The organism is Acinetobacter sp. Gutcm_16 (assembly GCF_028649355.1).
GTDB classification, from domain to species: Bacteria; Pseudomonadota; Gammaproteobacteria; order Pseudomonadales; family Moraxellaceae; genus Acinetobacter; species Acinetobacter johnsonii.
In genome coordinates, this window is sequence record NZ_JAQSUV010000033.1 from 224691 (window position 1) to 233539 (window position 8849).

At 41.4% G+C, this 8849-nt stretch carries 7 protein-coding genes; 4 read left to right on the forward strand and 3 right to left on the reverse strand.

Translation table 11 applies throughout. The features are described from left to right. Window positions 1-56: 56 nt before the first annotated feature. Both PTT44_RS11615 and PTT44_RS11620 read left to right on the forward strand, forming a co-directional pair. Window positions 57-4535 carry a hybrid sensor histidine kinase/response regulator gene (locus tag PTT44_RS11615; RefSeq protein ID WP_168158363.1) on the forward strand — a complete coding sequence of 1493 codons (4479 nt, stop codon included), beginning with the start codon at window positions 57-59 and terminating at the stop codon, window positions 4533-4535. Window positions 4536-4539: 4 nt separating this feature from the next. After that, entirely contained in the window at window positions 4540-4995 is a 456-nt protein-coding gene (locus PTT44_RS11620) for a hypothetical protein (RefSeq protein WP_114837795.1), read from the forward strand. 65 nt (window positions 4996-5060) lie between these two features. On the opposite strand, the gene dapE is transcribed toward PTT44_RS11620, so the two are convergent. The 3 genes from dapE to PTT44_RS11635 all read right to left on the reverse strand — a co-directional run bounded on the left by dapE (window position 5061) and on the right by PTT44_RS11635 (window position 7491). Beyond that, window positions 5061-6194, reverse strand: a complete 1134-nt coding sequence (dapE, locus tag PTT44_RS11625) for a succinyl-diaminopimelate desuccinylase (protein WP_026056444.1) — start codon at window positions 6192-6194, stop codon at window positions 5061-5063. A gap of 120 nt (window positions 6195-6314) precedes the next feature. Beyond that, window positions 6315-6455 carry an entericidin A/B family lipoprotein gene (locus tag PTT44_RS11630; RefSeq protein ID WP_087010462.1) on the reverse strand — a complete coding sequence of 47 codons (141 nt, stop codon included), beginning with the start codon at window positions 6453-6455 and terminating at the stop codon, window positions 6315-6317. 157 nt (window positions 6456-6612) lie between these two features. After that, window positions 6613-7491 (reverse strand): DUF1853 family protein, encoded by an 879-nt coding sequence (locus tag PTT44_RS11635; RefSeq protein WP_168158362.1) that lies wholly within the window; start codon window positions 7489-7491, stop codon window positions 6613-6615. A 97-nt stretch (window positions 7492-7588) separates the two neighbouring features. Between PTT44_RS11635 and PTT44_RS11640 the strand changes: the two genes are divergently transcribed. Together PTT44_RS11640 and elsL are read left to right on the forward strand one after the other, a co-directional pair. Then, the gene (locus PTT44_RS11640; RefSeq protein ID WP_148826485.1) at window positions 7589-7981 is read left to right on the forward strand and encodes a YbaN family protein; all 393 of its coding nucleotides are present in this window, start codon (window positions 7589-7591) and stop codon (window positions 7979-7981) included. After that, on the forward strand, window positions 7981-8484 hold the full coding sequence (gene elsL / locus PTT44_RS11645; protein WP_168158361.1) for a cell wall-recycling L,D-carboxypeptidase ElsL: 504 nt from the start codon (window positions 7981-7983) through the stop codon (window positions 8482-8484). Before PTT44_RS11640 ends, elsL begins: the two co-directional genes overlap by 1 nt. Window positions 8485-8849: the final 365 nt, after the last annotated feature.

An 8849-nucleotide genomic window follows, 5' to 3' on the forward strand; every position in this document is an offset into this window, starting at 1 on the left:
TATAATGAAGTTTATGCACCTTTTTTGGGTAGCTGACAACGCAAGAAGCCTTAGCTATGAAAGAAATATTAAAACATTTAGTTGAAACGACAACGCTTCCGGAAGATAGTTATCTAGATCAAGATGCAGAAATTCTTGAAATTTTTGTTGAAGAAATTGAAGAAATCTTCGTTGAGTTAGATCCATTATTTGAAAAGTGGTACGCTGAACCGACACATCAAGAAACCTTGTTGAGCATACGTCGTCACTTCCATACCTTAAAAGGTTCTGGTCGTATGGTAGGGGCAAAGTCAGCAGGTGAAACGGCGTGGGCAGTTGAAGACACCTTAAATCGTGTGATTTCAGGGGCTGTACCGCTTACAGCAACGGTTCAAAAATTTGCTAAAACAGTATTCAAACTGTTTCAATTTAAACTGTATCCGATATTCAAAGCGGTACAGAAGATTGATCTTGACCTTCGACCACTGGTTTTAATTGGACAACAATTACAACAAAATCAAAGTTTAGAACCTGCTCTAGAAGAGTTGCTACAACTGTCTAATCATCTAAATAGTAATGATGTCGTGACGGGATTAGAGCTGAGTGATATTGAAGTGGCTGAATCTGAGCCACAAGTTGCAGCTGCTTCTGAGCAGGATAATCAAGTGCATGATGTCCTTGAAGAAACTTTAGCGATCTTCATTGAAGAAGCGGAAGACCATTTAGCGACTATCGATCAGTTCTTAAATGCAGATGAAACCAAAGTACAAGATTACAATGGTTTAATCCGCGCTTTACATACATTGCGCGGTAGTTCGTCTATGGCGCAAATTGAGCATGTCTTTAATGCTAGCTCAAAAGTTGAAAATCTATTTAAAACCTTGGTACAAGAAGAAATTGTTTCTACCTCGAAGGAAATCTCTTTACTCACCCAATATGCTGAATTTGTACGTGACTATTTACATGTGCTTGGGCGTGGTACGAACGAACAGCTTGACGTGATTTATGCCACGTTCACTACGGCTTGGGATAACTATGGTTTCAGTATAGAAGACGTAGATGATGAGCTAAACCCACAAGGTATGGTCTCGAAGCTGATCGAGTTAAATATTGATCTGCTGCTTGATGCCGAGTTTGAGTTTGATCAGCGGGCTAAGGTTGAATATCCAGACTATATTCAGCACTTAGGTGAACAAGCAAAACAATTGTTAGAATTCACCAATAACCGTGCTGCTCAAGGAATTCATGACTTTACTTTTGAGCTATATGCTGGTTATCAAGCCTTACTGGAAAAGCCAGAATTACTCAATGTAGATTATGCATACGAGTTATTTGGTCAGGCACATCAAGAATTTATCCATTTATTTGACACTTTAGCTGCGGGTCAGCGCGTCATTCTGACTGCAGATGTACATAAAGTTCTGAATGAATTAATGGCCTTCGTACAGCAAGATGTTGAATCGACTTCGACGACGGTAATTGAACCGGTTGCTGAGGCTGTTATTTCTGGAAATACTTCACAACCAAGCCTTGATCTTGCACAGATTTCGCAGCAAATTGCATCGGATCATCAGTACAAGCAATCGAATACAGCCAATACCGATTTTGATGATGATTTGCTTGATATCTTCTTGGAAGAAGCTGAAGAATTATTGATGGGGATGGATCAGGATCTTAATACTTGGTCTAAAAATAGCAATGATACCGCGGCACTCAATAATTTAATGCGTTATTTGCACACCTTAAAAGGTGGTGCCAATATGATTTCTGCACCTTTTATTGGTTCGATTGCACACGAATTAGAGTCTATTTATGAGCGTGTGATTCGTCAGCAAATAGCCACAACGCCACAGTTGATCAGCATCATTCGCTTAGTACAGGATGACGTCACAGACCGAATTCAGGTCATTCGTACCGATAAGGTTGATTATCCAGCAACAGCGACGATCAATGTACTGCATAACATTCAGAGCTTAGTTGAGGGTACGACTTTTACAACTACAGTATCTGAGCCTTTGGTTGAGGCGGTTGTCGCAGCAATTGAAGAGACTCAACCTCTAGTTCAAGAACCTTTATCTAATGTAGACAGAATAATTGAAGTTGAAATAACTGCTGTTGAGTCAGCAACTGCGATTGAAGAGCCGAGTGTAGTTGATAACACTGACGTTACTGTCGTTGAACAGCTGGATACTCCGTCACTTGTCCAAGAAGAAGCAGCTAGTCTTTTATCAATTGTTGAAGAAACCTTCTTGGAAGAAGCTGAAGAAATTTTAGCGACTACGGATGGCTTACTGAAACAGTGGACTGAACAACGTAGTGACCGTAGTGTGTTACTACAATTGCAACGTGCCGCGCACAGCTTAAAAGGCGGCGCGCGTATGGCGGAGAATGAACCCGTTGGTGCGATTGCTTATGAACTAGAAACCACATTTGAGCAATTTGCTGTACATAATTTCAGTTCAAACGTGTATGACCCATTATTGCAAACCGCATTTGAATGGTTAAAACAAGCCATCTTCAAACGTGATTTTAGTAATTATGATGGTTTGAAAAACAGCTTAGCATCTATTGATTATGTGGATGTGATTGCGCAATTACCGACGCGTGTAACTCAAATTGATTTACTCAATGCGGTACCAAGTTTTGAGTTTGTGCAGGGTGATGGTACTGAGCCGCCAGCAATGCTGGGTGAGTGGAAAGAAACGACTCACTTGGATGGCGGTAATGAGATGATCCGTATCTCAGCTGATTTGGTTGAAAAAATGATCGACCTGTCCGGTGAAAATGCAATTAACCGTTCACGTATTGAAATGGATTTAGGTCAACTCGGCAATACGTTGAACGAGATGGAGCTTGCAATTAAGCGTTTGGCAGATCAGTTACGTCGAATGGAAGGCGAGCTTGAGAGTCAAATTATTGCGAAGCATGGTTCTGAAAACTCGCGCTACGCAGACTTTGACCCCTTGGAAATGGACCAATATTCATCGCTGAATCAATTGTCTAAATCCTTAGCCGAATCAGCTTCGGATTTGGTCGACTTCAAGAGCACTTTGGCTGAGAAAATTCGTGATGCGGAAGGCTTGTTATTACAACAATCCCGTATTCAAGCAGAGATTCAAGAAAGCTTAATGCGGACACGTTTGGTACCGTTTTCACGTATGTTGCCGCGTTTGCAGCGTATTGTGCGTCAGACCGCATCAACCTTAAACCGCCCAACGGAATTAGTCGTTCATAACACCGAAGGTGAGTTGGATCGTACGATTCTTGAACGTTTGGTTACGCCGTTTGAGCATATGCTACGTAACGCAATCGACCACGGTATTGAAGATGCGGAACAACGTAGCGCTGCGAAAAAATCAGCGACAGGCCAAATTGAACTAAACATTAGCCGTCAAGGTACAGACGTTATCGTCAGCTTTAAAGATGATGGTAAAGGTATTGATGAAAGCACGATTAAAGCGAAAGCGCTAAACTTAGGTTTAATTAAAGCCGATCAAGTGTTGGATAAACAGGAAATCTTACAGTTTATTTTCCATCCGGGTTTCAGTACAGCCAAAGAAGTGACGCAAATTTCTGGACGTGGTGTCGGTCTTGATGTGGTGCAAAGTGAAATTAAAGCACTGGGTGGACATGTCACGGTTGAATCGGAAGTTGGATTCGGCACGACCTTCATTATTCGCGTACCGACTACGGTAGCGGTGAGTGATGCCTTGATGGTGAAAGCAGGCGATCAACAATATGCGATTCCATTGGCGCAGATTGATCGTATTGTGCGTATTGCTCCAACAGCATTGGATCACTATTTCCACAGTAAAGATGACCAATTCAAAATTGATGGTGTGAGTTATAAACTGCGCTATTTATCTGAGTTTTTATCCAATCAGCCGATTCCGCGTTTGAGTAATATTGGACATTCATTGCCGGTGTTATTGATTAAAGGCAATAGTGGACAAACCATTGCCTTATTGGTTGATCAGCTGATTGGTTCACGTGCGCAAATTGTAGTGAAGCCCGTTGGACAACAGTTTGCCAGCATTGGTGCAATTGCGGGTGCAACGATTTTGGGTGATGGTCATGTCTGCTTGATTTTAGATGGTCAGAACATCGCACGTCAGATTTTAAGTACCAAGCGTGTAACGCATGCAGCCGATCACCGTGACTTTGGTCGTCATCAGGATATGCGTCGTTTAGTGATGATTGTGGATGACTCGGTCACGGTTCGTAAGGTCACATCGCGCTTATTAGAGCGCCAAGGCTTTGATATTGTGACTGCTAAAGACGGTGTCGATGCGATGGAGCAGTTGGAGAGCGTTAAACCAGACTTGATGTTGCTGGATATTGAAATGCCACGTATGGATGGTTTCGAAGTAACGAACTTGGTTCGTCACCATGAAATTCACCAGAACTTGCCGATTATTATGATTACATCGCGTACGGGTGAAAAACACCGTGAACGTGCTTTCAGCTTGGGTGTGACGCACTACATGGGCAAACCATTCCAAGAGGCAGAATTACTTGCCAACATTCAGCAGCTATTGGCTGAAAATCAGGGGTAAATAAATGAATGCAAATGTTTCAAAGAGCATGAATGAGCAAATCAGTCAGCAAGAATTGCAATATCTGATTACAGTATCAACAGGTTTTATTGATGCTTATATTATTGAATGTCATGGTAAAAACCCCATGCTCTTGCCACAAAATATTGTACTTTCAGCGCTCGATAGTGATACGCAAGTGAAAACGGTGGAATGGCATGATCTACATTTGCCTGTTTATGCCATCAACCGTCCAGACCAAACGGAAGGTGTGGCGCTGGTAATTGAGGGGGATGATGCTTCTCAGCGCTTTGCTTTGATGTGTAATGAAATGCCGAAGTCAATTCGTTTGCGTATTTCTGAAATTGTTGATGATGAAAGCCCTGTGAATGATCCCACCATTTTCCAGTTAGTGCGTATGGGGGATGAGACTTACCACGTACCGAATTTAAATAAAATTCAGGCGAGTTTAGGTCTTTAAGCTTAAGTTTGAATGTAATAAAAAAGGAACTCAACTGAGTTCCTTTTTTATGTGAGTTTGAATGCTTATGCCAAAAGGCCTTCTAAAATTTGTTCGTAAATTTCAGCAAGTGGTTCCAGATCAGCGACATTCACATGCTCATCAATTTGATGGATGCTGGCATTGAGAACACCAAGTTCAAGTACTTGAGCACCTGTAGGAGCAATAAAGCGACCATCAGATGTTCCGCCTGAGGTTGAAAGCTCAGTTTCTACACCAGTCACATTACGAATGGCATTTTTAGCTGCATTCACCAACTCACCCACTGGCGTCAGGAACGGTAAGCCTGAATGTGTCCATTTAATGTCGTAGACTAAACCATGACGATCCAAAATTTCTAAAACACGTGCTTTTAATTCCTCAGCGGTCAATTCAGTTGAATAACGGAAATTGAAAGTCACGGTCATGGTGCCTGGAACGACATTGGTTGCCCCTGTGCCAGCTTGAATATTTGACACTTGGAACGACGTCGCAGGGAAGTATTCGTTGCCCTGATCCCAAACCGTATCACAAAGTTCAGCAACGGCTTTAGACGCCATGTGAATCGGGTTAATGGCCAAGTGTGGATAAGCCACGTGACCTTGTTTTCCTTTGACAGTCAGTACTGCATTGAGTGAACCACGACGACCATTTTTAACAATATCACCCAATTGATGGGTACTTGAAGGTTCACCCACCAAACACCACTTCATTTTTTCATTACGGGCTTCGAGTGTTTCGATCACTTTGACCGTGCCATTGATCGATGGGCCTTCTTCATCTGATGTGATGAGGAAGGCGATTGAGCCTTTATGATTTGGGTGTTTTGCAACAAAGCGCTCAGAAGCAACCACCATTGCAGCCAAGGCAGTTTTCATGTCTGCACTGCCACGACCATAAAGCTTGCCATCACGAATTTCAGGGGCAAATGGGTCTGAGTTCCAAGCATCTAAATTACCTGTAGGAACGACATCGGTATGACCCGCAAAGCAGAATACAGGTGCTTCAGTGCCTTTTCGTGCCCATAGGTTATCAACATCATCAAAGCGCATAGACTCAATGTTGAAACCAATTTTTTTTAAGCGTTCAGCCATAATATTTTGACAGTTGTGGTCCACAGGTGTAACCGATGGCTGACGTAAAAGTTGGAGGCTTAAATCGAGAGTAGCAGAAGAGGTCATGCGCATTTCAAAGTCAATAAAACAGTCGGCACTATAATAGGCGATTAATCTCTGGAATGCGAAACTTAGCAATAAAAAAACCTTATCGTTTAGATAAGGTCTATGGGGCTTACAAGCGGATTATAATTTATCAGCAGTTTTATCAGCAGAGTTGGTCACGACATCTCCTACTTTGGACACATCTTTACCCACACCAGCTACAGTATTACAGCCTGTTAAAACAAAAAGCATCACCAGTGAACCTAAAACAATTTTTTTCATCGCTGTCTCCAAAGTTTTTAGTGTATTCATCAAATGATTTTGTTCTGATGTTGTTTAAGATTAAAAAATAAACACTTTAAACAATAGCATCGTTTTACAGGAGATGAGTAAGCGTATGTTGCGTTATGTATTTTTGTATAAACTAACTTCTGCAAAATCAAGTTAAAATCAAATTTGGATTTCTATACATATAAAACTGATTGTTTTGATTTTGTAAGTACAGGCCATTGGTCCACCAATGTGCATTTTGGCTGCTGACTTCCGCATTTGGGCAAATCCACTCTTGACGCTGTAGGCGATAGTAATTCAAGTCGGCCTTTGGAATGATGTTACCCCAAGTACCTAGTCGACGGTCTGGATTGAGCCAATCGGGAAGGGAGTATTGATTTAAAGCATCAACTGCCGTGAAACCATTTGTTAGAGGGAGAAAGAGTTGCCCCTTTAAAACGGAAAAGCGCGTCTGAATGTCTGTGTCTAAAGCTTGCTGGAATTGAAACTGTTTATGGGTAAAGTGTTTTAGTTTTCGGTTTAAAGTATCGGTACGATTCAAGCCATACCATGTGGTTAAGCTCAGATCTGTTTCACCTAAATAATATTTCAACGCAACTTCCCAATGCTCGATTTGATTGGTTTCGGTATTTTTAATTAAAAAGTCCAACTCGCCCGTAGTACGTGCACCATCAATGATTTGGATACTATGACCCAATAATTCATAGGCATGATAGCGATGATCCAATAACCAAAACCACATGAACATTTCAAAGCGCAGACCCAGACGGGTACTTTTCAGTTGAGCCATAAAGTCTTCAAGTTCTTTCGGGTCTTGATCGAGCTGTTTAAGGCGAGGTAAATAGGTTTGAAAGTGCTGTTGCCAAATCTGTGAGGGATGAAAATGAAAAGTATATTGTAGATCGAGCTCTAACGGCAACGCAGACAAAATGTTTGGACTTGCTACAGCAAAAGCTAACTGGCGAACCAATGGATGTTTGAATTGGAGCCAAGGTTCGAACAACTGATGCTGTGAAATGAGATGCATGTGAGTGCCTTAAAAAAGAAGCTAAATATGCAGAAGGACAACGGATAAAATTAAAAAACACTTTATACTACCGCAATTCGGTGCTCAGGAAAGTGGTATGAAAACGTTGTTTTGGCGTTGTTTAGTGGTGATCTTTGTCATCCTAGGCTTTATCGGTGCACTGTTGCCGGGTATGCCAACAACTGTTTTTCTGATCTTGGCCGCATGGGCTGCATCTAAAGGTTGGCCACAAATGGATGCTTGGTTACTCAACCATCCTAAATATGGCGCAACTTTAAGAGCATGGCGTGCCAATGGCACTGTACCACGTAAAGCGAAGTGGTTTGCCAGTATCATGATGTTGATCAGTGGGCTGATCATGCTACTGACCAATGCACCATTTTTAGTAAAATTATTTACCAATACCACCATGCTACTTGTCGCAATATGGTTATGGTTACGCCCAGAACCCAATACAGTAATAGATAAAAAACAAATAGAGGACAACTGATGTCTTATGTAATTGCAGATGCAGACGTCTTGATTGATCTGGCTGAACAGACTTTAATGCTGCCTAAAAAGAATAAATTTTATCTGATCTCGTCAGGAAAAAATGGTATTGGCGAAACTGAAAATAGTGGTAAAACTCCGCGAGGTTGGCATCTGGTTGCTGAGAAGCATGGTGCTGAGCAACCTCAAAATGCCGTTTTTATTGCTCGAAAGCCTACAGGGGAAGTTTACGACACCGATTTAGCCAAGCAGTTTCCTGAGCGGGACTGGATTTTGTCTCGGATTTTATGGCTGAGTGGTTTAGAAGAGGGCTTCAATCGCGGGGAAGGCTGCGATACCTATCAACGTTATATCTATATTCATGGAACACCAGATAGTGAACCAATGGGGATGCCGATGTCGCATGGCTGTATTCGTATGCGTAATACGGATGTCATAGAGTTATTTGAACTAATTGATTGCAATGCACTGGTTTATATTTCCGAACATAAACTTGAAATATAAAAATAGCTGTTAAAATGTGCAAAGTTATTTTATTGAGTATTCAACGCTGTAATTTAAAATATGAGTATTTAATAGAAGAAGGGGATTAATCATAGAAAATGTGTATTTTGAGGAAAAGAAATTTAGCGAATAATCATTTTAATTTTCGCAAATATGTTAAATAACATACAGAAAATACTTGTTTTTATACCATTTGACCTATTTTTTAATCACTCGATTGCAAAAAAGCGAAAACAAGCCGAAAAGCGTTTGACAGCCTGTAAAGATTCTCTATAATGCACCTCACAAACGATAAAGACGTTAAGGGCGCTTAGCTCAGTTGGTAGAGCGTCTGCCTTACAAGCAGAATGTCGGCGGTTCGATCC